Source organism: Pseudomonas sp. Y3 TE3536 (genome assembly GCF_053629175.1).
The window spans coordinates 2,637,513-2,662,267 of sequence record NZ_JBRJHU010000001.1 but is presented as its reverse complement, the minus strand read 5'-3'; the positions used below and the strand labels follow the sequence as shown (position 1 = coordinate 2,662,267).

General features: G+C 63.1%; 24 protein-coding genes. 11 read left to right on the top strand and 13 right to left on the bottom strand.

The genetic code is table 11. The features are described from left to right. Positions 1 to 79 precede the first annotated feature (79 nt). The 8 genes from AB7M33_RS12005 to AB7M33_RS11970 are packed head-to-tail and all read right to left on the bottom strand — an operon-like array spanning position 80 to position 8,031. Positions 80 to 1,084: a septal ring lytic transglycosylase RlpA family protein gene (locus AB7M33_RS12005; protein ID WP_027592612.1), complete on the bottom strand. Its 1,005-nt coding sequence runs from the start codon at positions 1,082 to 1,084 to the stop codon at positions 80 to 82. Continuing rightward, positions 1,084 to 2,094 carry a lytic murein transglycosylase B gene (gene mltB, locus AB7M33_RS12000; RefSeq protein ID WP_085272343.1) on the bottom strand — a complete coding sequence of 337 codons (1,011 nt, stop codon included), beginning with the start codon at positions 2,092 to 2,094 and terminating at the stop codon, positions 1,084 to 1,086. Before mltB ends, AB7M33_RS12005 begins: the two co-directional genes overlap by 1 nt. Positions 2,095 to 2,111: 17 nt before the next feature. Beyond that, positions 2,112 to 3,215, bottom strand: a complete 1,104-nt coding sequence (gene rodA, locus AB7M33_RS11995; protein ID WP_050580719.1) for a rod shape-determining protein RodA — start codon at positions 3,213 to 3,215, stop codon at positions 2,112 to 2,114. A 38-nt stretch (positions 3,216 to 3,253) separates the two neighbouring features. Continuing rightward, complete coding sequence (gene mrdA / locus AB7M33_RS11990) at positions 3,254 to 5,143, bottom strand: penicillin-binding protein 2 (RefSeq protein ID WP_027592609.1); 1,890 nt, start codon at positions 5,141 to 5,143, stop codon at positions 3,254 to 3,256. A 16-nt stretch (positions 5,144 to 5,159) separates the two neighbouring features. After that, positions 5,160 to 5,627, bottom strand: a complete 468-nt coding sequence (gene rlmH / locus AB7M33_RS11985) for a 23S rRNA (pseudouridine(1915)-N(3))-methyltransferase RlmH (RefSeq protein WP_023382530.1) — start codon at positions 5,625 to 5,627, stop codon at positions 5,160 to 5,162. Between the two features lie 9 nt (positions 5,628 to 5,636). Beyond that, positions 5,637 to 6,056, bottom strand: coding sequence for a ribosome silencing factor (rsfS, locus tag AB7M33_RS11980; protein ID WP_027592608.1), 420 nt, complete (start codon positions 6,054 to 6,056; stop codon positions 5,637 to 5,639). A 42-nt stretch (positions 6,057 to 6,098) separates the two neighbouring features. After that, positions 6,099 to 6,758 carry a nicotinate-nucleotide adenylyltransferase gene (nadD, locus tag AB7M33_RS11975; RefSeq protein WP_027592607.1) on the bottom strand — a complete coding sequence of 220 codons (660 nt, stop codon included), beginning with the start codon at positions 6,756 to 6,758 and terminating at the stop codon, positions 6,099 to 6,101. Position 6,759: 1 nt separating this feature from the next. Further along, positions 6,760 to 8,031 carry a glutamate-5-semialdehyde dehydrogenase gene (locus AB7M33_RS11970; RefSeq protein WP_454242881.1) on the bottom strand — a complete coding sequence of 424 codons (1,272 nt, stop codon included), beginning with the start codon at positions 8,029 to 8,031 and terminating at the stop codon, positions 6,760 to 6,762. A gap of 401 nt (positions 8,032 to 8,432) precedes the next feature. Here AB7M33_RS11970 and AB7M33_RS11965 point away from each other — a divergent pair, with 401 nt between their 5' ends. Further along, positions 8,433 to 9,101 (top strand): DNA-3-methyladenine glycosylase, encoded by a 669-nt coding sequence (locus AB7M33_RS11965; RefSeq protein WP_027592605.1) that lies wholly within the window; start codon positions 8,433 to 8,435, stop codon positions 9,099 to 9,101. 3 nt (positions 9,102 to 9,104) lie between these two features. Then, positions 9,105 to 10,421, top strand: coding sequence for a bifunctional DedA family/phosphatase PAP2 family protein (locus AB7M33_RS11960; protein ID WP_454242880.1), 1,317 nt, complete (start codon positions 9,105 to 9,107; stop codon positions 10,419 to 10,421). 119 nt (positions 10,422 to 10,540) lie between these two features. Here AB7M33_RS11960 and AB7M33_RS11955 read toward each other — a convergent pair whose 3' ends face one another. The 3 genes from AB7M33_RS11955 to AB7M33_RS11945 are packed head-to-tail and all read right to left on the bottom strand — an operon-like array spanning position 10,541 to position 12,216. After that, complete coding sequence (locus AB7M33_RS11955) at positions 10,541 to 11,131, bottom strand: LON peptidase substrate-binding domain-containing protein (protein WP_099430541.1); 591 nt, start codon at positions 11,129 to 11,131, stop codon at positions 10,541 to 10,543. A 9-nt stretch (positions 11,132 to 11,140) separates the two neighbouring features. Continuing rightward, positions 11,141 to 11,857: an LrgB family protein gene (locus AB7M33_RS11950; protein ID WP_027592602.1), complete on the bottom strand. Its 717-nt coding sequence runs from the start codon at positions 11,855 to 11,857 to the stop codon at positions 11,141 to 11,143. Then, the gene (locus AB7M33_RS11945; protein WP_454242879.1) at positions 11,854 to 12,216 is read right to left on the bottom strand and encodes a CidA/LrgA family protein; all 363 of its coding nucleotides are present in this window, start codon (positions 12,214 to 12,216) and stop codon (positions 11,854 to 11,856) included. The genes AB7M33_RS11950 and AB7M33_RS11945 overlap by 4 nt, the downstream gene beginning before the upstream one ends. A 143-nt stretch (positions 12,217 to 12,359) precedes the next feature. On the opposite strand from AB7M33_RS11945, the gene AB7M33_RS11940 reads away from it, so the two are divergent. From AB7M33_RS11940 to AB7M33_RS11900, 9 genes are all read left to right on the top strand, one after another. Beyond that, positions 12,360 to 12,815 carry a MaoC family dehydratase gene (locus AB7M33_RS11940; protein ID WP_027592600.1) on the top strand — a complete coding sequence of 152 codons (456 nt, stop codon included), beginning with the start codon at positions 12,360 to 12,362 and terminating at the stop codon, positions 12,813 to 12,815. Between the two features lie 134 nt (positions 12,816 to 12,949). Next, a complete protein-coding gene (gene prmA / locus AB7M33_RS11935; protein ID WP_027592599.1) occupies positions 12,950 to 13,828 on the top strand; it encodes a 50S ribosomal protein L11 methyltransferase in 879 nt (292 codons plus the stop codon). Positions 13,829 to 13,867: 39 nt separating this feature from the next. Then, positions 13,868 to 15,271, top strand: a complete 1,404-nt coding sequence (locus AB7M33_RS11930) for a DUF3426 domain-containing protein (protein WP_265970206.1) — start codon at positions 13,868 to 13,870, stop codon at positions 15,269 to 15,271. A gap of 174 nt (positions 15,272 to 15,445) precedes the next feature. Further along, a complete protein-coding gene (gene dusB, locus AB7M33_RS11925) occupies positions 15,446 to 16,459 on the top strand; it encodes a tRNA dihydrouridine synthase DusB (RefSeq protein WP_027592597.1) in 1,014 nt (337 codons plus the stop codon). Further along, positions 16,456 to 16,776, top strand: a complete 321-nt coding sequence (gene fis / locus AB7M33_RS11920) for a DNA-binding transcriptional regulator Fis (protein WP_012274390.1) — start codon at positions 16,456 to 16,458, stop codon at positions 16,774 to 16,776. Before dusB ends, fis begins: the two co-directional genes overlap by 4 nt. 80 nt (positions 16,777 to 16,856) lie before the next feature. Then, positions 16,857 to 18,464 (top strand): bifunctional phosphoribosylaminoimidazolecarboxamide formyltransferase/IMP cyclohydrolase, encoded by a 1,608-nt coding sequence (purH, locus tag AB7M33_RS11915; RefSeq protein WP_085272339.1) that lies wholly within the window; start codon positions 16,857 to 16,859, stop codon positions 18,462 to 18,464. A gap of 135 nt (positions 18,465 to 18,599) precedes the next feature. Beyond that, a complete protein-coding gene (purD, locus tag AB7M33_RS11910; protein WP_186677431.1) occupies positions 18,600 to 19,895 on the top strand; it encodes a phosphoribosylamine--glycine ligase in 1,296 nt (431 codons plus the stop codon). 135 nt (positions 19,896 to 20,030) lie between these two features. After that, on the top strand, positions 20,031 to 22,802 hold the full coding sequence (locus AB7M33_RS11905; protein WP_454242878.1) for a response regulator: 2,772 nt from the start codon (positions 20,031 to 20,033) through the stop codon (positions 22,800 to 22,802). Between the two features lie 53 nt (positions 22,803 to 22,855). Further along, a complete protein-coding gene (locus tag AB7M33_RS11900; protein WP_099455402.1) occupies positions 22,856 to 23,452 on the top strand; it encodes a MarC family protein in 597 nt (198 codons plus the stop codon). Here AB7M33_RS11900 and AB7M33_RS11895 read toward each other — a convergent pair. Then, positions 23,449 to 24,072 (bottom strand): hypothetical protein, encoded by a 624-nt coding sequence (locus tag AB7M33_RS11895; protein WP_454242877.1) that lies wholly within the window; start codon positions 24,070 to 24,072, stop codon positions 23,449 to 23,451. The genes AB7M33_RS11900 and AB7M33_RS11895 overlap by 4 nt on opposite strands. Further along, positions 24,059 to 24,739, bottom strand: coding sequence for a hypothetical protein (locus tag AB7M33_RS11890; protein WP_454242876.1), 681 nt, complete (start codon positions 24,737 to 24,739; stop codon positions 24,059 to 24,061). Before AB7M33_RS11890 ends, AB7M33_RS11895 begins: the two co-directional genes overlap by 14 nt. Between the last annotated feature and the right edge of the window lie 16 nt (positions 24,740 to 24,755).

Below are 24,755 nucleotides of genomic sequence, written 5' to 3'. Positions count from 1 at the left end.
GTCGCTGCGGGCAAAAGCCGACATTGTACATGCCCGCGCCCGTCAATTCATGACAAAACCGACAGTTTGGCCGGTGCGGTCAGTCAGCTGTGACCAGCTTGGCCTGCCCCAAGTTCGCCAGGCGAATGCTGTTCTGCGCCTGCTGGATCTCGCCCTGGCTGCTGATCGGCCCCAAACGCACGCGGTGCAAGGTTTGCTGGTTACGCACGATGGAGCTGATGAACACCGGCGCGCTGACCATGGTGCTCAGTTTCGAACGCAGCAGTTCGGCGGCGTCCGGGTTGGCGAAGGCGCCCACCTGCAAGAAGCTCCCGCCGTTGCCTGCCGGCACATTGTTGCCGCCGACTTGAACGGGCACTACGGGTGCAGCGTGCTGCTGGGGTGGCGGGGTCCACTGCTCGACTCGGCCGGTGCTGGCCGGGATCGACTGGGTCTGGGCAACCTGAGGCTCCTTCAGCACCAACGGGGGCTGCTGGCCACGCTGGGCCCACCATTGTTGCGGGTCGATACCTTCGACGCGCACATGCGCGGTGCCGATTTCGGCGTAGCCGAGCTTCTTCGCCGCCGCATAGGACAGGTCGATGATACGGTCGGAGTAGAACGGCCCACGGTCGTTGACCCGCAGGACCACGCTGCGGCCGTTGGCCAGGTTGGTCACCCGCACATAGGCCGGCAGCGGCAAGGTCTTGTGCGCCGCGCTCATGCCGTACAGGTCATAAAGCTCGCCGTTGGCCGTGTTCTGCCCGTGAAACTTGGTGCCATACCACGACGCGGTACCCTCGGCGCGGTAGTTGCGCGAGTCCTGCATCGGGTAGTAGGTCTTGCCCAGTACCGTGTAAGGGTTGGCCTTGTAGTTGCCGGTGTGCACGGTTGGCGTGGCGTCGGGGATCTTGTTCACATCCACGTCCCACCACGGCGCACCGTCCTTGTGGGCACGGTTGATGTCCAGGCCGGGCTGGGCGCGGACTGTATTACCGCTTTTCTGGGTGGTGGTCGGGCGGCTGGAAGAGCAGCTGACCAACAGCATGCCGACAGTCATGCAGGTCAGCAGCTTGAAGGTAGTGGCAGAGATGATTGCGCGCATTACTTGACGCCCCGTGCTTGGACCAGCTGTTCCGAAAGCTGATGCACCGCCATGGCGTACATCACGCTGCGGTTGTAGCGAGTGATCGCGTAGAAGTTCTTCAGGCCCATCCAGTACTCGGGGCCGTTTTCGCCCTCCAGGCGGAAGGCGGTGACCGGCAGATCATCGCGCAGCGCATCATGACTCGACCAGCCCAGCGCCCGCAACTCCCCGACAGTCTTCACCGGCTCGATACCCGTGGTCAGGCCTTCATCAACCCGCTCGCCCTGCACCCTGGCGCGGCTGACCACGCCTTCGCCGGCCACCCAGCCATGGCGCTTGAAGTAGCTGGCTACGCTGCCGATGGCATCGTCCGGGTTGTTCCAGATATTGATGTGGCCATCGCCGTCGAAGTCCACGGCATAGTTGCGGAAGCTGCTCGGCATGAACTGCGGCAAGCCCATGGCGCCTGCATAGGAGCCCTTGAGCGTAAGCGGGTCAAGCTGCTCGGCACGGGCCAGCAGCAGGAACTCGCGCAACTCCTTGCGGAAGAATTCGGCCCGCGGCGGGTAGTCGAAGCCCAGCGTCGAGAGGGCGTCGATGACCCGGTAATTGCCGGTATTGCGGCCGAAAAAGGTCTCTACGCCGATGATCGCGACGATAACTTGCGCCGGCACACCGTATTCCTGCTCGGCCCGCGCCAACACCGCTTCGTGCTGGCGCCAGAAGTCCACACCGCGGGCGATGCGCGCGTCGGTGATGAACATCGGACGGTAGTCCTTCCACGGCTTGACCCGTTCGGCCGGCCGCGAGATGGCATCGAGAATTGACTGTTTACGCTGGACCTCACGGAACACGCCCATCAGCTGCTCGCTGGCAAAGCCGTAGTCGCGGGTCATTTCGCCAACGAACTCGGCCACTTGGGGCGAGCCTTCGTAGTCGCCGGCATGGGCCAGCTGGACAGCGCCGAACAGGCCCACCGCGCCGATCCACGGCGCACAACGGGCAGCCCAGTTACGCACTGCTTGCATGAAATTCTTCACCTTATTCAAACCTGTGCGATCCATTTGCGGTGCGTATGGATCGACATCAGAACGCCAAACGCTGACAGCAGCGTCACCAACGAAGTTCCGCCATAGCTGATGAAGGGCAGCGGCACGCCCACCACGGGCAGAAGGCCGCTGACCATACCGATATTGACGAACACGTATACAAAGAAGGTCATCGTCAAGCTGCCCGCCAGCAGCTTGCCGAACAGGGTCTGCGCCTGGGCCGTGATCATCAGGCCGCGACCAATCAGCAGCAGGTAGACGATCAGCAGCAGGCAGATGCCGACCAGGCCGAACTCCTCACCGAGCACGGCGATGATGAAGTCGGTGTGGCTCTCGGGCAAAAAGTCCAGGTGCGACTGGGTGCCCAGCAGCCAGCCCTTACCGAATACCCCGCCCGAACCGATCGCAGCCTTGGACTGGATGATGTTCCAGCCGGTGCCCAAGGGGTCGCTTTCCGGGTCGAGGAAGGTCAGCACGCGCTGCTTCTGGTAGTCGTGCATGACGAAGAACCACATGGCCACTGCCACCGGCACCGCCGCCGCTACCACACTGACAATCCAGCGCCAGCGCAGCCCGCCCATGAACAGCACGAACGCACCGGAGGCCAGAATCAACAGCGCCGTGCCCAGGTCGGGCTGACGAACGATGAGGATGAACGGCACGCCGATCAACACCAGGCTGATCGCCACATGCTTGAGGTGTGGCGGCAAGGTGCGCTTGGACAGGTACCAGGCGATGGTCGCCGGCATGATGATCTTGAGAAATTCCGAGGGCTGGAAGCGAATCACCCCGGGGATGTTGATCCACCGGGTGGCGCCCATGGCGTTGTGGCCCATCACGTCCACCACCACCAGCAACAGCACCCCGGTGACGTAGGCCAATGGCACCCAGCGCGCCATGAACCGCGGCTCCAGCTGGGCGATGACGAACATCGACACCAGGCCGATGCCGAACGAAGTCGCCTGCTTGAGCAGCAGGTCCCAGTTCTTGCCACTGGCCGAATACAGCACGAACAGGCTGCCGGCCGCGAGGGTCAGGAGGATGACCAGCAACGGGCCATCGATATGGATGCGCTGCAGGAAGCTGGCGCGCCGACGCATCACATCCTCGCTGGAGAGCATGCGATCGAAATTGTTCATCACAGGGCCGATTCCTGGGTAACGGTGGCGGGAGCGAACTCGGACTTGAGCCGGCCGTGCTCGTCGAGCAACCAGGCGTCCATGATTTGGCGCACCACGGGTGCGGCGACGCCAGAGCCGGATTCGCCGTTCTCGACCATCACCGACACCACGATCTTCGGGTCGTCGGCCGGGGCGAAGGCGACGAACAGGGCGTGGTCGCGGTGGCGTTCCTGAAGTTTGTTGCGGTCGTATTTCTCGCCTTGCTTGATCGCCACCACCTGGGCAGTACCGCTCTTGCCGGCGATGCGGTACTGGGCGCCGGCAGCAGCCTTGCGCGCGGTACCACGGGCGTTGTGCATCACCTGCTCCATGCCGTGGGTCACCTTGGCCCAGTCCGACTTGTCACGCAGGATGATGTTTTCCATCGGGTTCTCGTCCACCGGCGGTTGGCCTTCGATGGTCTTGGCCAGGTGCGGGCGGTTCCACACGCCTTTGTTGGCGATCAATGCGGTGGCCTGGGCCAGCTGCAGCGGCGTGGCTTGCATGTAGCCCTGGCCGATCCCGAGAATCAGGGTTTCGCCGGGGAACCAGGCCTGGCGGCGGGTGGCACGCTTCCATTCGCGAGACGGCATCAGGCCGGCGGACTCTTCGAACATGTCGAGCGAAACCCGCTGGCCGATGCCGAACTTGTTCATGTAGCTGGACAAACGATCGATGCCCATCTTGTGGGCAAGGTCGTAAAAGTAGGTGTCGTTGGAGCGCATGATCGCGGTATCCAGGTCGACCCAGCCATCGCCAGAGCGGTTCCAGTTACGGTATTTGTGATCGTAGTTGGGCAGTTGGTAATAGCCTGGGTCGAACACCCGGCTGCCGGCATTGACCACGCCACTGTCCAAACCGGCGATGGCCACCGCAGGCTTGATGGTCGAGCCAGGGGGGTACAGCCCGCGCAGTACGCGGTTGAACAACGGCCGGTCGATCGAATCCCGCAGCTCGGCATAGGCCTTGAAGCTGATGCCGGTGACGAACAGGTTAGGGTCGAAGCTTGGCTGGCTGACCATTGCCAGCACTTCGCCGGTACGCGGGTCGAGCGCCACCACCGCGCCACGACGGCCACCCAAGGCGGCCTCGGCGGCTTCCTGCAGCTTGATGTCGAGGCTCAGGACGATGTCCTTGCCAGGCTTGGGGTCGGTACGCTTGAGCACCCGCAGCACGCGGCCGCGGGCGTTGGTCTCGACTTCCTCGTAACCGACCTGGCCGTGCAACGCATCTTCGTAGAAACGCTCGATACCGGTCTTGCCGATATGGTGCGTACCGCTGTAGTTCACAGGGTCGAGGGTTTTCAGCTCTTTCTCGTTGATACGCCCGACATACCCCACCGAGTGCGCAAAATGCGCACCTTGCGGGTAATGCCGCACCAACTGCGCGACCACTTCCACGCCGGGCAGGCGGAACTGGTTCACCGCCACCCGGGCGATCTGCTCTTCGCTCAGTTCGAACAGGATGGGCACCGGCTCGAACGGCCGACGGCCCTGGCGCATGCGCTTCTCGAAGAGGGCGCGGTCGTCGTCAGTCAGCTCCAGCACTTCGACGATATTGTCCAGCACTTCCTGCCAGTTACCCGCACGTTCACGGGTCATGGACAGGCTGAAGCTGGGCCGGTTATCGGCGATGATCACCCCATTGCGGTCGAAGATCAGCCCACGGGTCGGCGGAATCGGCTGCACATGCACCCGGTTGTTCTCCGACAGCGTCGAGTGATAGTCGTACTGGATGATCTGCAGGTAATACAGCCGCGCGATCAAAACGCAGATAAGCAGCATGATCGCCACCGCGCCGACCACGACGCGGTTACGCACCAGGCGGGCGTCTTTCTCGTGGTCCTTGAGACGGATCGGCTGCGACATCGGACTGCTTACAGGCTCATTTGTGGTAAGGGTGCCCGGACAACACGGTCCAGGCGCGATAGATCTGCTCGCCGATGAGTATCCTTACCAACGGGTGCGGCAACGTCAGCGGCGACAGCGACCAGCGTTGCTCAGCGCGTGCGCAAACCTCAGGCGCCAGCCCTTCCGGGCCGCCCACCATCAAATTCACCGTGCGCGCATCCAGGCGCCAGCGGTCCAGCTCGGTAGCAAGCTGCTCGGTACTCCAGGGCTTGCCATGGACCTCGAGGGTGACGATGCGTTCCCCAGGCTGAACCTTGCTCAGCATGGCTTCGCCCTCCTGACGGATCAGGCGAGCGACGTCGGCATTCTTGCCACGGGTATTCAGCGGGATTTCCACCAGCTCAAGCGACAGCTCCGGGGGCAGGCGCTTGGCATATTCATGCCAACCGTCCTCGACCCACTTGGGCATGCGCGAGCCGACCGCGATCAGGCGCAGACGCACGACGCTTCCTTATTCCCGGTCTTTGAGCTTGTCGGAGTACTCGTGGGCATGGTCCGGGCTGTGGTGCTTGCCATCGGCGGCACGGCTTTGCTCGGCACCCTGCCACAGACGCTCCAGGTCGTAGAACTGGCGGGCAGCGGCGGTCATCATGTGCACGATGACATCGTTCAGGTCCAGCAGCACCCAGTCGCTGTCGCCCTTGCCTTCTTCACCCAGGGGTTGAGCACCCTTGGCCTTGACGGCTTCACGGACCTTTTCGGCCATCGCGTTGATCTGGCGGTTGGACGTACCGGTGGCAATGATCATGTAGTCGGTCAGGCTGTGCTTTTCACGCACGTCGATGACCTGGATATCCTGGGCCTTGACGTCTTCCAGCGCTGCCTTGGTCACTTGGACCAGTTCTTCGCCGTAAATTTTCTGCTTGGTCATATAAAACTCGTTCAACTTGTTGGATGAGGTGCCGGAGCACCGTCAGTTAGGCACACGATACAGTTCGTGTGCCTCGATGTAGGCCAGTACGGCGTCCGGCACCAGGAACCTCACCGATTTGCCGCTGGCCAGCAGCTGTCGGATCTGTGTAGCCGACACCGCAAGCGGTGTCTGCCAGACGAACGAAATATTTCCCGCCGGGCCGGACATGGCGGTGGGATCGCTCTCGGAGCGCGCAGCCAACAGGTTGCGCAGCTCGTCAGGGGGTTCAACGTCGGCATCCGGGCGTTGCAGCACCAGGATGTGACAGTGTTGCAGCAGCTCTTCCCAGCGGTGCCAGGCGGGCAGGCCACAAAAGGCATCCCAACCCAACACCAGGAACAGCTGGTCGTCAGCGCCCAGTTCGGCGCGGATCGACTCCAGGGTGTCGATGGTGTACGACGGCTTGTCGCGGGCAAGCTCACGGGCATCCACGCTCAGGCAGGCGACGCCCTGCACGGCGCTGCGCACCATGGCCAGGCGATCTTGCGCGGCCACTTGCGGGGTGTCGCGGTGCGGCGGCCGGGCATTGGGCAACAGGCGCAACTCGTCCAACGCCATCAACTCGGCCACTTCCAGCGCGCTGCGCAGGTGGCCGATGTGAACGGGGTCGAAGGTGCCGCCTAGAATGCCGATGCGCCGGACTGCCTGGGCCTTGCTCAACTCAGCAGGACTCCTGGCCGCGTAGCTGGCCGTCGCCGATCACCACGTACTTCTCGCAGGTCAGGCCTTCCAGGCCAACCGGGCCGCGGGCATGCAACTTATCGGTGGAGATACCGATCTCCGCGCCCAAGCCGTACTCGAAACCGTCGGCGAAGCAGGTTGGGGTATTGAGCATCACCGACGCCGAGTCGACCTCTGCCATGAACTGGCGGGCCTGGCCCTGGTGCTCGGTGATGATCGAATCGGTGTGGTGCGAGCCATAGTGGTTGATGTGTTCGATGGCCTGGTCCAGGTCATCGACTACACGAATCGACAGGATCGCATCCAGGTATTCGGTGTGCCAGTCGTCTTCGCTGGCCGGCTTGGCCTCGATGAGCGCACGCGTGCGCTCGCAGCCACGCAGCTCGACGCCCTTTTCCTGGAAACGGTGGGCCATTTCCGGCAGGAAGCGCTCGGCTACACGCTGGTCGACCAGCAGGGTTTCCATGGCGCCACAGATGCCGTAGCGGTAGGTCTTGGCGTTGAAAGCGACGCGCCAGGCCTTGTCCAGGTCGGCATGTTCGCTGACGTAGACATGGCAGATGCCGTCCAGGTGCTTGATGACCGGCACCCGCGCATCGCGGCTGATACGTTCGATCAGGCCACGGCCACCGCGCGGCACGATCACATCGACGAACTCGGGCATGCTGATCAGCGCGCCCACGGCTTCGCGATCGGTGGTCTCGACCACTTGCACTACCGCCGCCGGCAGGCCGGCCTCGGCCAGGCCACGCTGGATGCAGGTGGCGATGGCACGGTTGGAGTGGATGGCCTCGGAGCCGCCACGCAAGATGGTCGCATTGCCGGACTTCAGGCACAGGCTGGCGGCATCGATGGTCACGTTCGGGCGCGATTCGTAGATGATCCCGATCACCCCCAGGGGTGCACGCATCTTGCCGACCTGAATACCCGATGGGCGGTAGCTCATGTCGCGGATGGCGCCGACCGGGTCCGGCAGGCTGGCCACCTGGCGCAAGCCTGTGATCATGCCGTCGATACGCGCCGGGGTCAGCGCCAGGCGGTCGAGCAGCGCGGGCTCCAGGCCATTGGCACGGCCTGCGGCGAGGTCCAGCGCGTTGGCGGCGGTCAACTCGGCGCGGGCAGCGTCCAGTGCATCGGCAGCCGCTTGCAGGGCGCGGTTCTTCTGCGCGGTGCTGGCACGGCCGATCACCCGGGAAGCCTGGCGAGCAGCGCGACCCAAACGGGTCATGTAGTCAAGAACGGACTCAGTCATGGGTTCGGTGTCTTGGCGAAGGGGAAATCGGCTGATTATAACTGTCGCGCAGGTATACGCCCAGCGGCGGGTGGCGGATGGTAGAAAATGGTGGGCTTGGGTTGGTTTTTAGCACCCGGCAGGTCGGGCGCCGCATGCGCGGCGCTTCGCAGCACAAGGCTGCTCCTACAGGAGATGGGCGGCCCCAGGAATAATTGGCCCGAAACAGATGTAGGAGCAGCCTTGTGCTGCGAAACGCCGCGCGGGCGGCGCTCGATCTCCCAGACACCAAATCCCCCAAGACGATCACCTCTCAGCCCGCCCAAGAAACATGCAGATACCATTCAACCACCCACCCGGTTCAGCCTCGATTAAGCCATTCATTGCTATCATCCAGGCCTTTGAAGCCACGAACTGCCAGCATGCCAGCCCTGCCCGACCGCTTTTTCGACCGTGACGCCCAGACCCTGGCCAAGGAGTTGCTGGGCAAGGTCATCCGCCATCGCCAGGGCGACCTGTGGCTGGCCGCGCGCATCATCGAGACCGAGGCCTACTACCTGACCGACAAAGGCAGCCATGCCTCGCTCGGGTATACGGAAAAGCGCAAGGCCCTGTTCCTCGACGGCGGGCACATCTACATGTATTACGCCCGCGGAGGCGACTCGTTGAACTTCAGCGCCCATGGCCCGGGCAATGCGGTGCTGATCAAGTCCGCCTACCCTTGGCAGGATGACCTCTCGAACGCCAACAGCCTGGCGCAGATGCAACTGAACAACCCCGACGCCAGCGGCAACCTGCGCCCCGCCGAGCGGCTGTGCGCAGGCCAGACCCTGCTATGCCGTGCACTGGGCCTGAAAGTGCCGCGCTGGGACGCGCAGCGGTTCGACCCTGAGCACTTGTACGTCGACGACTGCGGCATCGCCGTGCCGCGGGTGATCCAGGCTGCGCGCCTGGGCATCCCGCAGGGCCGCGACGAGCACCTGCCGTACCGCTTCGTCGACGCCGAATACGCCCGCTTCTGTACACGGAACCCGCTGCGACGCGGCCAAGTCGAAGGCCGAGACTTCTTCATTCATCAACAAGGAAACTGACACATGGGCCAATGGCTCGACAGCCTGACCGGCTGGCTTAGCGCCAACCCCCAGTGGCTTGGCCTGGCGATTTTCCTGGTGGCCTGCATCGAATGCCTGGCCATTGCCGGCATCATCGTGCCTGGCACCGTGCTGCTGTTCGCGGTCGCCGTGCTGGCCGGCAGCGGCACCTTCAGCCTGGGCGAAACGCTGTTGCTGGGCTTTCTCGGCGGCTTGCTGGGTGATGCACTGTCGTACACGGTCGGCAAGTATTTCCACCAGAACATCCGCCGCCTGCCACTGCTGCGCAATCACCCGGAATGGATCGGCAGCGCCGAATCCTACTTCCAACGTTATGGCATCGCCAGCCTGCTGGTCGGGCGCTTCATCGGGCCGCTGCGGCCCATGCTGCCGATGGTCGCCGGCATGTTCGACATGCCACTGCCACGCTTCATCGCCGTCAGCCTGGTGGCAGGCGCCGGCTGGTCGGTTGCCTACCTGCTGCCTGGCTGGGCCACGGGCGCCGCCATGCGCCTGCCTTTACCGGAAGGCTTCTGGCTGGATGCGGGCATCCTTGCCGGTGCGTTGGCGGTGCTCATCGGCCTGAGCCTGAACAGCAGCATCCGCGATCAACGCCACGGCACTCGGCTGATCGCCGGCTTGAGCTTCGCGGCCTTGGCCGGGGTATTCCTGGGCTGGCCGTACCTGCACGAATTCGATCAGGGCGTGATGACACTGGTGCAGGAACACCGCAGCCAAGTCATCGACGGTACCGTGGTACTCGTGACACGGCTGGGTGATTTTCGCACGCAGTTTTTCCTCGGTGGGCTGCTGACCGGCCTGCTGCTGCTCGCCCAACAATGGCGCCATGCACTGTTTGCGGGCGGCGCATTGATGGGTACGGCGATTGCCAATGGCACGCTCAAGTGGCTGTTCGCCCGCGCGCGGCCCGAGGTGCTGACCGACCCACTGACCAGCTACAGCATGCCCAGCGGCCACAGCTCGGCGTCGTTTGCGTTCTTCTTGGTAATGGCGGTGTTGGCAGGGCGTGGTCAGCCGCCGCGGATGCGCCTGACCTGGGTGTTGCTGGGGTGCATTCCTGCCTTGGCGATTGCGTTGTCGCGGGTTTACCTGGGGGCGCACTGGCCGACCGATATTCTGGCCGGGGCCTTGCTGGCGTGCTGCGTCTGCGCGGTTAGCCTGACCTTGGTGCAGCATCGCCAGCCGCTTCCAGCGCTGCCGCTACGGGTGTGGTGGTTGGTGCTGCCGGCGTGTGTCGCGCTGCTGGCGTTCTTTGCCATGCACGCGCTGCCGCAGGCTTTGGAACGGTATCAGTATTGATGTTGCCTGATGTGGCCTCTTCGCGGGGCAAGCCCGCTCCCACAGGCAGCCTGCAATGCACCACACCTGTGGGAGCGGGCTTGCCCCGCGAAGAGGCCACAACAAGCCACAGTGATCAGTCAGGCAAACAGCTCACCCTGAATCCGCTCCAACAGCCTTTGAATCTCCTCCAGCCGCAACTGCGGCGAGTCGATGCTCAGCAGGTCCAGCTTGTCCTCTTCCATGAACGGCAGCAGATACGCCAGCTGATTGGCCAACGCCTGCCGCCCATCCACCGGCCGCGGCATGTCCAGCGCCTCGACCATCGGGTGCTCACCCAGGGCAACCAGCAACGCCAGCAGGTCGTCGTCCGCCTCGCCCAGCTGGCTATCAGGAAGCTCCGGCAACCACTGCACCTGCCCGACCAGTAACTGGTCCTTCTGCACCTCGGTCTGCTCCAGGTTGAAACGCCGCACCCCTTCGACACGGATACCCAGCAAGCCGTTCTCCTGCTGCACGAAGTCGCGGATCATCGCCTCGCAACCGATCGAAGCAACCGTCGGTGGCGCTTTGCCAACCTGCTCCCCTTCCAGGATGCACACCACCCCAAAGCCCTCGCCCTGCTTCATGCAGCGGCCAATCATGTCCAGGTAGCGCGCCTCGAAAATCTGCAAATCGAGGAAGCACCCCGGAAACAGCACGGTATTGAGGGGAAACAGCGGTAGCGTCATCACAACTCCTCAAGCCACCAGGCTGACCGCCAGCGGTAGGAACACCGCCGTGGCCACCCCCATCAGGCTCATCGCCAGCGCGGCGAAAGCGCCGCATTCATCACTTTCCTGCAGGGCCACCGAAGTGCCCACCGCATGCGCGGTCACGCCCAGCGACATGCCGCGCGCCTCAGGGCTGTGCACACCGAGACGGGTCAGCAGTGCCGGGCCGAAGATCGCGCCGATGACCCCAGTGATCAGCACGAACACCGCAGCCAATGCCGCCACACCACCAATCTGCTCGGCCACCAGCATGGCGATCGGCGACGTCACCGACTTCGGCGCCATGGTCATCAGGATCATGTGTTCGGCGCCGAACCACCAGCCCAGCAGCAGGCAGCAGACCGTAGCGAACAGGCCTCCGATTACCAGCGTAGTAAATGTCGGCCAGAACAGTTGGCGAATACGCCGCAGGTTGAGGTAGAGCGGCACGGCCAGGGCCACGGTGGCGGGCCCCAGGAGCGTGTTCATGATCTCGGTGCGCTGGCGGTACTCGCTGTAGTCGATGCCGCACACCAGCAGCACGCCGATCACCAGTAGCATCGACACCAGTACCGGCTGCAGGAAGATCCAGCGGGTCTTCTCATAGCCCGCAAGCACAACCTGATAGGCCCCCAGGGTAATGCCGATGCCAAACAAGGGATGGTGGATGACCGCGTCGAGCGCGCCTTGCCAGTCGAGCATCATGGCTGCTCCTCGCGCTTGCCTTGGCGGTGGATGAGCTTCTGCATCAACACGCCGACGAACACCAGGGTCAGCAGGCACGAAATGAACAGTGCACCGGCAATCGCCCAGAAGTCGGCGGCGATGTCCTTGGCATACACCATTACCCCCACCGCCGGCGGCACCAGCAGCAGTGGCAGGTAGCGCAGCAAGCTGCTGGCGGCTTCATTGAGCGGCTTGCCGACCTCCCCCCTGGCCATCAGGAAGCACAGCAGCAGCAACAGGCCGATGATCGGCCCCGGCAAAAACGACACAAACAGGTGATTGATCGCCGTACCCAGCAGTTGAAACAACACCAGCCAGGTCAAACCACGCAACAGCATAAGCACCTCCCTTGGGCATGGCGGCCATTATAAGCACGCTAAGGGTATAAGCCGATAATCGCCGAAAAACGCGCAACTTGACTGAAACGGTGGGGCGTGCTGATCTTGCACCTTCGTACCAACTCACAACCTGGAGAGTCGCGATGCCCTATGTACCGGTTACAGAGCTTTCGCAGTACGTTGGCAAGGAACTGGGCCGTTCTGCCTGGCTGAAAATCGACCAGCAGCGCATCAACCTGTTTGCCGAAGCCACTGGCGATTTTCAGTTCATCCATGTCGACCCGGAGAAGGCGGCGAAAACACCGTTTGGCTGCACGATCGCCCATGGTTTCCTGACGTTGTCGCTGATCCCCACGCTGATGGAGGACATCCTGGTCCTGCCGCAAGGGTTGAAGATGGTCGTGAACTACGGGCTGGACAGCGTACGGTTCATTCAACCGGTCAAGGTCGACAGCCAGGTGCGGCTGAAGATCGATCTCGCCGAAGTGCTTGAGAAAAAACCCGGTCAGTGGCTGCTCAAGGCAATCGCCACGCTGGAAATTGAAGGGGAAGAGAAGCCTGCTTATATAGCGGAGTCCCTGTCGCTCTGTTTTGTCTGAGTGATCGCCGGGGCGCTGTGCGCCCCATTCGCGGCAGGCCCCCGATACAATCCACAAACCCCGCGCACTCGCGTAAACTGCGAGCCTTCGCGCAGCCTCGGGCTGCCCCTGTCGATTTACCAAAGGTGCCCGCCATGCCCTGGCTGCAAGTACGCCTGGCCATCAGCCCGGAACAAGCCGAAACCTACGAAGACGCCCTGCTTGAAGTCGGCGCCGTCTCGGTCACGTTCGTGGACGCAGAAGATCAGCCGATCTTCGAACCCGACCTCAACACCACCCCACTGTGGTCGCACACTCACCTGCTGGCCCTGTTCGAGGCCGATGCCGAGCCCGAGCAGGTGTTCGCCCACGTCCGCCTGCTGACCGGCGCCGAACTGCCCGAGCACCAGGCTGAAGTGATCGAAGACCAGGACTGGGAGCGCAGCTGGATGGACAACTTCCAGCCCATGCGCTTCGGCCGTCGCCTGTGGATCGTGCCAAGCTGGCACGAAGCGCCGGACAAGGACGCAGTAAACCTGCTGCTCGACCCAGGCTTGGCGTTCGGCACCGGTACCCACCCGACCACCGCCCTGTGCCTGGAATGGCTCGACGGCCAGCAACTCGAAGGCACCCAGGTGCTGGACTTTGGCTGCGGCTCGGGGATTCTGGCCATTGCCGCCCTGCTGCTGGGCGCGCGCGAAGCGGTCGGTACCGACATCGACGTGCAGGCCATTGAAGCCTCGCGCGACAATGCCCAGCGCAACGGCATCGCCGACGAGAAGCTGGCGCTGTACCTGCCCGAGCACATGCCGGCCATGCAGGCCGACGTACTGGTCGCCAACATCCTGGCCGGCCCGCTGGTCTCGCTGGCGCCACAGCTGTCTGGCCTGGTCCGCCCTGGTGGCCTGCTGGCACTGTCGGGCATCCTTGCCGAACAAGGCGATGAAGTGGCTGCTGCCTACGCCGCCGACTTCGAGCTGGACCCGATCGCCGTACGCGATGGTTGGGTGCGCATCAGTGGTCGCCGCCGTTAAGCGCGCTAGAATAACTTTTGTACAACCCCGGATCGCCGCATGACCGACAGTTTCGTCACCCAGTGCCCGCATTGCCAGACCAGCTTTCGCGTCACCCATCACCAGTTGAGTGTGGCGCGCGGCGTGGTGCGGTGCGGCCATTGCCTGCAGGTGTTCAACGCCGCAAAGCAACTGCTGGAGCAGAACCGCGCCGGTGATGCCAGCGTGCCTGTGGAACCTAGGGTGCCCGTGGCGCCAGTGGTATCCGCAGCACCTGCCGAGCCGATTGCCGAGCCTGCGGTCACGCCCGATCCCCCCGCCAGCGAACGCCCAGCGCCCCCTGAGGACGACTGGGCGCTCACGGCCCAGGCCCTGGATGAACTGGACCTGGACCAAGAGCTGGCCCGCCTTGAACGTCGTGGCGAGCCTGCCGCCGCTCGCCCGCCCAGCGCGGACAACGGTTTGCAGGCCCGCCGCGAAGAACATCAGCCAGACGCCCATACCGATGAGCTGTTTGGCAACGCCACCGACGACCGCTTCGAGCCTGAACAGGCGCCTGAACCTGCACCCACGCTACTGACACAGCACGCGCTGGAACAGGAAGCGTTCGAGCAAGAGTCACTGGACCTGGAGCCCGCCCCGGGCGATCGCACCGAGCCGACCCTGGGCGGCCACCTGGACCTGGACATCGACGACGAGCCCCCCGTACGGCGCGACATCGAGGCCGACGAGCACCATGCGTTCGTCAGCGAGCACTTCGCTGCCAGCCACGATCCAGCCCCGGAAAAGGGCCTCAGCGCGCGCGACGATGACGAACTGGACCTGCACTTGTCGGCCCACGACGACGACCCTGTAGAGCCGTTGCCCGGTGAACGCCTGGAGCCTGGCCTGTCCAGCAAACCCGAGCGTGCGCCGCGCAAGGAACCGCTGGTCGACGTGGTCGACGACCCGCTGCAACTGGGCTGGGAAAAGCCCCAGCCCAACTGGGGCAAGCGCTTGCTGTGGGGCTTCCTGACGCTGCTGGCTGCAGGCCTGCTGGCGTTCCAGTACGTGTGGTTCCATTTCGATGAAATGGCCCGCCAGGACCAGTACCGGCCGATCTTCCAGCAGGTATGCCCGCTGTTCGGCTGCGAAGTGCCGACCCGCGTCGACATCGCCCGCATCAAGAGCAGCAACCTGGTGGTGCGCAGCCACCCTGACTTCAAGGGTGCGCTGATCGTCGATGCGATCATCTACAACCGCGCCCCCTTCGCCCAGCCGTTCCCGCTGCTCGAGCTGCGTTTCGCCGACCTCAATGGCCAACTGATCGCCAGCCGGCGCTTCAAGCCCAGCGAGTACCTCTCTGGCGAACTGGCCGGGCGCGGCGAGATGCCCAGCCAGACCCCGATCCACATCGCCCTGGACATCCTCGACCCAGGCCCCAAGGCCGTGAACTACAGCCTGAGCTTCCGCTCGCCGGAGTAATCGGCTGATCCTGGGGGCACTTTGTGCCCCCAGCCTCGCCTACCCACACCAAAAGTCATAAGCCGACAACTGTTCAGATTTTATCCAAATCCATCTTTATCCGGTCACCGAGAGCGGGTATCATGCCCACCCTTTTTCGAACTCCAAGATTCGGCCCCACAACAGGGATCACCTATGTCGGCGGTACGCATCGGCCCATACACACTGCGAAACAACCTGATCCTCGCCCCCATGGCCGGGGTCACGGACCAGCCTTTCCGAACACTTTGCAAGCGCCTGGGCGCAGGCATGGTGGTGTCGGAGATGGTGTCCAGCGACATGAGCCTGTGGAACAGCCGCAAGTCGAGCCTGCGCCGCATTCACGAAGGCGATCCCGAGCCGCGCTCGGTGCAGATCGCCGGCGGGGATGCCCAGATGATGGCAGCGGCGGCAAAGGCCAACGTCGAAGCGGGTGCCCAGATCATCGACATCAACATGGGCTGCCCGGCAAAAAAAGTCTGCAACAAAGCTGCAGGCTCTGCTTTATTGAGAGATGAAGCCTTGGTCAGCGAGATTCTCCACGCCGTGGTAGGCGCCGTGGACGTCCCGGTGACGCTGAAGATCCGCACGGGGTGGGATCGGGCGAACAAGAACGGCCTGAATGTGGCGAAGATCGCTGAACAGGCCGGCATCCAGGCGCTAGCGGTGCATGGCCGCACACGCGCCGACCTGTACACAGGCGAAGCCGAATACGACACCATCGCTGCCATCAAGCAGGCGGTGTCTATCCCGGTATTTGCCAACGGCGATATCACCTCGCCAGAAAAGGCCCGGGCGGTACTGGACGCCACCGGGGTCGATGGCCTGTTGATCGGCCGCGCTGCCCAAGGGCGGCCCTGGATCTTTCGCGAGATCGAGCATTACCTGCGGACCGGCGAACAGTTGCCGGCCCCGCAGCTGGACGAAGTGGAACGCATCCTGCTAGAGCACCTGGCCGCGCTGCATGCCTTCTATGGCGATGTGATGGGCGTACGTATCGCCCGCAAGCACGTTGGCTGGTACCTGGCAACACGACCCGGCGGCAAGGAGTTTCGCTCCCGGTTCAATGCTTTGGAAGACACACAAGCGCAGTGCGCCAACGTTCGCGCGTTTTTCAGTGAACGTCGACAGAGCCTTGAGACAGAGGACGGACAAGGGGTGGCCGCATGACGATGATGACCGAGACATTTGTGAGTGGAACAACGCCCGTGAGCGACAACGCCAACCTGAAACAGCACCTCAACACGCCGAGCGAAGAGGGCCAGACCCTTCGCGACAGCGTCGAGAAGGCGCTGCACAACTACTTCGCCCACCTGGAAGGCGCGACCGTCACGGACGTGTACAACCTGGTGCTCTCCGAAGTCGAGGCGCCCCTGCTTGAAAGCGTGATGAATTACGTGAAGGGCAACCAGACCAAGGCCAGCGAGATGCTCGGGCTCAACCGAGGCACCCTGCGCAAGAAGCTCAAGCAGTACGACTTGTTGTAAGCCAGAATCCCAATCAGAAAAGGCGGCTCCCTGAACAGAGGCGCCTTTTTTGCTGACTCCACCGCGTTATGGAATCCGAAATGACCGACCAGACTACCCGCCTGCCGATCCGCCGCGCCCTGATCAGCGTCTCCGACAAGACCGGTATCCTCGAATTCGCCCGTGAGCTGCAGCAGCTCGGTGTCGAGATCCTGTCCACCGGCGGCACCTACAAGCTGCTCAAGGATAACGGCGTGAACGCGGTGGAAGTGGCCGACTACACCGGCTTCGCCGAAATGATGGATGGCCGGGTCAAGACCCTGCACCCGAAAATCCACGGTGGCATTCTGGGCCGTCGCGGCATCGACGACGCCATCATGAACGAGCACGGCATCAAGCCGATCGACCTGGTCGCCGTCAACCTGTACCCCTTCGAAGCCACCATCTCCAAGCCAGGCTGTGACCTGCCGACCGCCATCGAGAACATCGACATCGGTGGCCCGACCATGGTCCGCTCCGCTGCCAAAAACCACAAAGACGTTGCCATCGTGGTCAATGCCAGCGACTACGCCAGCGTCCTCGACGGCCTGAAAGCCGGCGGCCTGACCTACGCCCAGCGCTTCGACCTGATGCTCAAGGCGTTCGAACACACTGCCGCCTACGACGGCATGATCGCCAACTACATGGGCACCATCGACCAGGCCAAGGACACCCTGAGCACTGAAGCACGCAGCGAATTCCCGCGCACCTTCAACAGCCAGTTCGTCAAAGCCCAGGAAATGCGCTACGGCGAGAACCCGCACCAGAGCGCGGCGTTCTATGTCGAAGCCAAGAAGGGTGAAGCCAGCATCTCCACCGCCATCCAGCTGCAAGGCAAGGAGCTGTCGTTCAACAACGTGGCCGACACCGACGCTGCGCTGGAGTGCGTGAAGAGCTTCGTCAAACCTGCCTGCGTCATCGTCAAGCACGCCAACCCGTGCGGCGTGGCCGTGGTACCGGAAGACGAAGGCGGCATCCGCAAGGCCTACGACCTGGCCTACGCCACTGACACCGAGTCGGCCTTCGGCGGCATCATCGCCTTCAACCGCGAGCTCGATGGCGAAACCGCCAAGGCCATCGTCGAGCGCCAGTTCGTCGAAGTGATCATCGCCCCGAAAATCTCCCAGGCCGCACGCGACGTGGTCGCCGCCAAGCAGAACGTTCGCTTGCTGGAATGCGGCGAATGGCCAGCTGAGCGTGCTGCCGGCTGGGACTTCAAGCGCGTCAACGGTGGTTTGCTGGTGCAGAGCCGCGATATCGGCATGATCACCGCCGATGACCTGAAAATCGTCACCAAGCGTGCCCCGACCGAGCAAGAAATCCACGACCTGGTGTTTGCCTGGAAAGTGGCCAAGTTCGTCAAGTCCAACGCCATCGTCTACGCCAAGCAGCGCCAGACCATCGGCGTCGGCGCCGGCCAGATGAGCCGCGTCAACTCCGCTCGCATTGCTGCAATCAAGGCCGAGCATGCTGGCCTGCAGGTTCAAGGTGCGGTCATGGCGTCGGATGCGTTCTTCCCGTTCCGTGACGGCATCGACAATGCGGCTAAAGTGGGTATCAGCGCCGTAATTCAGCCAGGTGGTTCGATGCGTGATGCCGAAGTCATCGCCGCAGCCGACGAAGCCGGCATCGCGATGGTGTTCACCGGTATGCGCCACTTCCGCCACTAATCAAGATGGCCGGCCGTACCTCGGCCCCTGTGGGAGCGGGTTCACCCGCGAATGCGATGCTGGGCTTACCGCCGCATTCGCGGGTGAACCCGCTCCCACAGCGGGCGAAGTACGCCGCCAAACAGAGGTTTTGACATGAAAGTTTTGATCATCGGCAGCGGCGGCCGTGAGCACGCCCTGGCCTGGAAAGTCGCCCAGGACCCACGCGTCGAGAAAGTTTTCGTTGCCCCGGGCAACGCCGGCACCGCCACTGAAGCCAAGTGCGAAAACGTCGCCATCGACGTCAACGCCCTGGAGCAACTGGCCGACTTCGCCGAACAGAACGTGCAACTGACCATCGTCGGCCCTGAAGCGCCACTGGTCGCAGGTGTCGTCGACCTGTTCCGCAGCCGCAACCTGGACTGCTTCGGCCCCACCAAAGGCGCCGCACAGCTTGAAGGCTCCAAGGCCTTCACCAAGGATTTCCTGGCGCGTCACAAGATCCCGACCGCCGACTACCAGAACTTCACCGAAATCGAGCCAGCCCTGGCCTACCTGCAGGAAAAGGGTGCGCCGATCGTGATCAAGGCCGACGGCCTGGCGGCGGGCAAAGGCGTGATCGTCGCCATGACCCTGCAAGAAGCCGAAGACGCCGTGCGTGACATGCTGGCCGGCAACGCCTTTGGCGATGCGGGTTCGCGTGTGGTCATCGAAGAGTTCCTGGACGGCGAAGAAGCCAGCTTCATCGTCATGGTCGACGGCCACAACGTGCTGCCAATGGCCACCAGCCAGGACCACAAGCGCGTCGGCGACGCCGACACCGGCCCGAACACCGGTGGCATGGGCGCCTACTCGCCTGCCCCAGTCGTGACCGCCGACGTGCACCAGCGCGTGATGGACCAAGTCATCTGGCCGACCGTGCGCGGCATGGCCGAGGAAGGCAACGTCTACACCGGCTTCCTTTATGCCGGCCTGATGATCGACAAGGCGGGCAACCCCAAGGTCATCGAGTTCAACTGCCGCTTCGGCGACCCGGAAACCCAACCGGTCATGCTGCGCCTGGAGTCGAGCCTGGTGCTGCTGATCGAAGCCGCCTTCGCCAAGGCCCTGGACAAGGTTGAAGCCCAGTGGGACCCACGGCCGAGCCTGGGCGTCGTGCTGGCTGCCGGTGGCTACCCGGGCGACTACGCCAAAGGTGACGCGATCAGCGGCCTGGACGCTGCCGCCAAGCTCGAAGGCAAGGTGTTCCATGCCGGTACCACCCTGAAAGACGGCCAAGTGGTTACCGCCGGCGGCCGTGTGCTCTGCGCCACTGCCCTGGGCCAAACCGTCGAAGCCGCTCAGCAGCAGGCCTACCGCCTGGCAGAGCAGGTCAAGTGGGACGGCAGCTTCTACCGTACCGACATCGGCTACCGGGCCATTGCCCGCGAGCGCGGTGAACACCAGCAGTAACCTTTACCGAAGCGCCGTGACGCCTTGCGCCCACGGCCTTCGGCTCGTCGACAGGGCCCTTTCTGGGCCTTGCCTTCGACTTGGCGCGCCGCGCATAGTTAGTATCCGGCACATCGGCTAAGAAGGGATTTCGTAGTGCGTCGGCTTCGGATTGCCACAGCTCTGATCGTCAGCTTGCTGACCCTGCTCTGCCTGCTCCCGGCCTCGGCCGAAGAAGGCGGAGGCTGGTCTGTTCTGCTCGACGAACAGGCCAACCTGCAATTAAGCGACGTGCGCTCCGATCGCTACCGCAACCAGTTCAGCCCGCTGCTGCTCAGCGACCTGGATGCCGCCCCTGCCGAACAAGCCCTGTGGCTGCACTATCGCCTGGAACCTGGCGATCAGGAGCAACTGCTACGGGTGTTTGCCCCAGACCTTTCAGGCCTGGACCTCTACGCCCTCGAGGGCGACAAATTACTCCGTCAGCTGCACCACGGGCGCCAGGCCGGCAATGCCAGCCCGACCCTGCGCGGCAGCGACCATGTGCTGCCTTTGCCCAACAGCCGGCAGCCGCTGGACATCTACTTGCGTCTGGTGTCCGAGCACCAACTGCGCCCGGCCATCAGCCTTGAGCCCGCGGCCGTGGCCGCTTCCGACCAGACCCAACCGCTGCTGTTCGGCATGCTGTTCGGCGGCCTGGTGATGCTGATCCTGCACAACCTGATCCGCTTCCTCTATGGCCGCTCCACCACCACGTTGATTTTGGCGCTCTACCACGGCCTGATGCTGCTCAGCGGGTTGATCCTGCTCAACCTCAGCGGCCCCTGGTGGCACGTGTGGCACAGTGCGCAAACGCCAGCGGCCTACCTCACCCTGGTCCTCGCAGGCCTGGCTGGCCTGTATTTCACCCTGCATTTCTTCTCACCGTGCCATTCGCCGCGGCTCAACCGCCTGTTGCAGGGCGAGATGCTGGTGGCTGCGGTCAGCGGCCTGGTGCTGCTGTTCGTCGACACCTTGCCACTCAACCTGATGACCTATGCCCTGCTGGCCCTGGGCAGCGTCAGCATGCTGCTGGTCAGCGCCTATCACTGGTACAAGGGCTACGCACCCGCACGCCTGTTCACCCTCGCCATGGGGGTCTACAACCTTGGCGGCCTGGTGCTGTTGCCGGCGCTTCTGGGCCTGACCCGCACGTCGACGCCGTGGCTGCTGTGCGTGCTCATGGGCTTGACCGTCATTTGCGGCCTTTTGCTTAACCTGGCGGTCAGCGAACGCCTGCGACGCATGAGCGAAGAGCGCTTCAGCGCCAGCCGCGCCCTGGCCGCCAGCGATGCCGAAATCAACGCCAAGGCCGAGTTCCTGGCCAAGATCAGCCACGAAATCCGCACGCCCATGAACGGCGTGCTGGGCATGACCGAGCTGCTGCTCGGCACGCCGCTGTCGGTCAAGCAGCGCGACTACGTGCAGACCATCCACAGCGCCGGCAACGAGCTGCTGACGCTGATCAACGAGATTCTCGACATCTCGAAGCTTGAGTCCCGGCAGATCGAACTGGACGATGTGCAGTTCGACCTCAATGCATTGATCGAGGACTGCCTGAACATCTTCCGGGCCAAGGCCGAACAGCAGAACATTGAGCTGATCAGCTTCACCCAGCCTCAAGTGCCTCGCGTGATCAGTGGCGACCCAACGCGCCTGCGCCAGGCACTGTCGAGCCTGCTGGAAAATGCCCTGAAAAACACCGACCAGGGGGAGATCCTGCTGGTGGTGGCACTCGACCAACGTGGCGAAGCGCCGCGTTTGCGCATTGCCGTGCAGGACAGCGGCGAACCGTTGCCCGCCGCCGAGCGCGAAGCCTTGTTGCAAGCCGAGCTGCACAGCCATCACTTCCTCTCCAGCAACAAGCTCGGCGGCCACCTCGGGCTGGTCATCGCCAAGCAGTTGATCGGCCTGATGCAGGGCGAATTCGGCATCAAGAGCAGCAGCGGCATGGGCAACACCCTGTGGCTGACCCTGCCGCTGGACCCTTCGCGCCTGGAACAACCGCCCGCCGACCTCGATGGCCCGTTGCGCGACGCGCGGGTACTGGTAGTGGACGACAACGACACCTGCCGCAAGGTGCTGGTGCAGCAGTGCAGCGCCTGGGGCATGAATGTCAGCGCGGTGCCTTCCGGCAAGGAAGCGCTGGCATTGCTGCGCACCAAGGCGCACCTGCGCGACTACTTCGATGCCGTGCTGTTGGACCAGAACATGCCCGGCATGACCGGCATGCAACTGGCGGCCAAGATCAAGGAAGACCCTAGCCTTAACCACGACATCCTGGTGGTAATGCTCACGGGCATCAGCAACGCGCCGAGCAAGGTCATCGCACGCAATGCCGGGGTCAAGCGGATACTCGCCAAACCGGTGGCAGGCTATACGCTGAAGACCACACTGGCCGAAGAGCTGGCCCAACGTGGCCGTGAGCAAGCGGTGCCGGCCACCCCTCCCGGTGTGCCGCAAGCACTGGACCTGCCCCGCGACTTCCGCGTGCTGGTCGCCGAGGACAACAGCATCTCGACCAAAGTGATCCGCGGCATGCTGGGCAAGCTCAACCTCGAGCCAGACACGGCATGCAATGGTGAAGAAGCGTTGCAAGCCATGAAGGCGCAGCGCTATGACCTGGTACTGATGGATTGCGAAATGCCAGTGCTGGATGGCTTCTCGGCCACCCAGCAACTGCGCGCATGGGAAGCCGCGCACCAGCGCCCACGTACGCCCGTGGTGGCGCTGACCGCGCACATCCTTGCCGAGCACAAGGAGCGCGCCAAGTTGGCGGGCATGGATGGGCACATGGCCAAGCCGGTGGAGCTGTCGCAATTGCGCGAGCTGATCCAATATTGGGCGAATCACCGGGAAGCTAAGACGGATCCGGCGTCTATCCCGTAAGCAATGCCGACGATGCATCGACAGGCACCCACCGCAGCCGAGGATCCCAACCCATGCTCCATGAGTTGTTCAGTGTCTACCTGAAGATGCTCGTGCTCTACAGCCCGTTCTTCGTGCTGTCGTGCTTCATCAGCCTGACCCGCGGCCATTCCAGCAAGGAGCGCAAGCAACTGGCCTGGAAGGTTGCCTTCGCCGCCCTGGTCGCCAGCGTGCTGTTGTACTTGTTCGGCCGGGCGATCTTCGGCATTTTCGGCATCACCGCCGACGCCTTCCGCATCGGTGCCGGCAGCGTGCTTTTCATCTCGGCGTTGGGCATGGCGCAGGGCAAACCGGCGGTGCAGGCCGACAACGTTCAGCAGGACGTGACCATCGTGCCATTGACCATCCCCCTGACCGTCGGCCCCGGCACCATCGGTGCCCTGTTGGTGATGGGCGTGGGCCAGCCGCATTGGGATGACAAGTTGCTGGCCATCGCCAGTATCGCGCTGGCCAGCTTCACCGTGGGCCTGGTGCTGTACCTCTCGCACGGCATCGAGCGGATTCTCGGCGACCAAGGCCTGCAGATCGTCAGCCGTTTGATGGGATTGTTCGTCTGTGCCCTGGCGGCGCAGATCATCTTTACCGGGATCAAGGGTTACCTGGTGCCCTAGATCGCCATCTCATGGATCTCCTTCAGCGCGATTTTCACCAGGGCACGCTCCACTGCACTACGGCGCTCCTGGTCGAACAGGCGCGTATTGAATCGCACCAACTCTGCGGTCACGCGCGTGTCGCGGCGTTCACGAAATAGAAACCCACTGGTGAACGCCACGCTGTTGCCGGCCTCGTGATAGACAACGATGTCCACGTAATTGCCACTGACTGGCGCACAGGACAACAGTTGAAACTGCGCCCGGTCCTTGCTGCGCGATTCAAAATGCAGCAGGGGCTTGCCGTTCTTCTTCAGTACTTCAAAAGCCAGCGCCATGTTGCTGGAATGATGAACACCCGCTACGGCATCGATCCTTCTCAACGCCTGGTCGACGATCTTCGGCCGTTGGGGATCCGGCCAGTGCACTTCTTCGGCCGACTTCGCGTCCCACCCCAAGTACATCAACTTTTTGCGGTAGTACTGATACTGGTCCTGGGCACTTTCTCCGGCCATGTCTTGCAAGGTCGTGCTTTCAGCCCACAGCGAAGCAAGCTTCACGGCTTTGCGCTGTTCAAGGCTGACACCAGGAATGAAGGCAACCAGGCTGGCGCCGACAACGGTGGCTTCATGTGTTTGCATGGCTATCCTCCAGCCTGAGCACGCCCAAATGTCTGATTCGTCCTGCGTACTGCTTGCGTTCGAGCAGCGCGTGCAGGCCTTGGCGATCAGCTTCCGTCAGCTGTTCGCCCAAGGTTGCAAGGGTGGTACGCAGGTCGGCTTTATCGCTGGGTGGCGGTGATAACACGGTACAAGGGCGGATTTGTGCTGCGGGCAGCGTGCTCTTGAACGCCATCGCGCACAGGTCCAGGGAAGCGTCGGGCAGCATCACCCCCAACTCATAAACCGTGTGGGTTGCCTGGTCCTGTTCGAGCAAGGTGAAAGGCCGAAGGTATTGCTGCACGTCATCCCGCGAGAGTGTGGCAATCGCCGCCTGCACGTAACCGGACAGGCTGGGATGACGGGCCTGCAAATCATCTGTGAGTCGTTGAGCCAGCAAGGTATTGCCTTTCAAGGGCTGATAATCACTGCGACTGCTAGGGATGATCCACCCACGTGCCTCAAGGGCTGTGCGGTAGCCGCTGTACCAGCGCGTGAAATTGGCGAAGCGTGATCCATTCAATTTGTCCGAGCGCAACTGTGCGAACAGCAGCGAGTCCAGCGCATATTGCCACGACGGAGATGCCGTTTCGGCCATCAACAAGGCCGTGCCGCCAACGAGCCACAAGGAATAACCTTCCTTACTCATCGAAATACCTCGACTT